Annotated in this window: 1 protein-coding gene; it reads left to right on the top strand. The window is 62.0% G+C overall.

Translation table 11 applies throughout. From position 1 onward, the window contains the following. Positions 1-140: 140 nt before the first annotated feature. The coding region (locus SO180_RS42515; RefSeq protein ID WP_449384727.1) for a transposase at positions 141-553 on the top strand (413 nt) is incomplete at its 3' end.

Raw genomic sequence — 553 nt, 5'->3', positions numbered from 1 at the left:
TCGGGATTGTGAGCCACGGCTAAGTCGGGAATGCCCGCACTCTCCATGGGCTGCTCCCGAGGGGTGTGCGGGCTTTTCTCCTAAGAGCCTAACCGAAAATAAGGAGTGAGTGATCTCGGCGGGCTGTGATTCCTTCGGATTTGCGAAGATTCGAGGGAGGGCACGATGCCTGGACCGAAATCACTCGTCTCCAGTATCAACGCAGCGGGCTGCGTTACACAAGCGATCTGACTGATGCGGAGTGGGCGCTGATTGCCGGGAAGATGCCGCGACGACGGCGTCTCGGGCGACCACGGCAGGTCAATTTGCGCGAGGTGGTGCAGGCGATCTTCTACATTCTGTCCACCGGCTGCCAGTGGCGGGCCCTGCCGAGCGAGTTCCCGCCGTACTCGACGGTCCAGGGCTACTATTATGCGTGGCGCGATAGTGGCAGGTGGCACATGATCGTTCGAGCGTTGGTGCGCAAAGCGCGGCAGGAACTTGGGCGCAAGCCGACACCGACGGCTGCCGTCATTGACAGTCAAACCGCTTCGACGACGCAGGCCGGCGGGCC

The organism is Bradyrhizobium sp. UFLA05-112, assembly GCF_053572325.1.
This window is presented reverse-complemented; position numbering and strand designations above follow the sequence as displayed.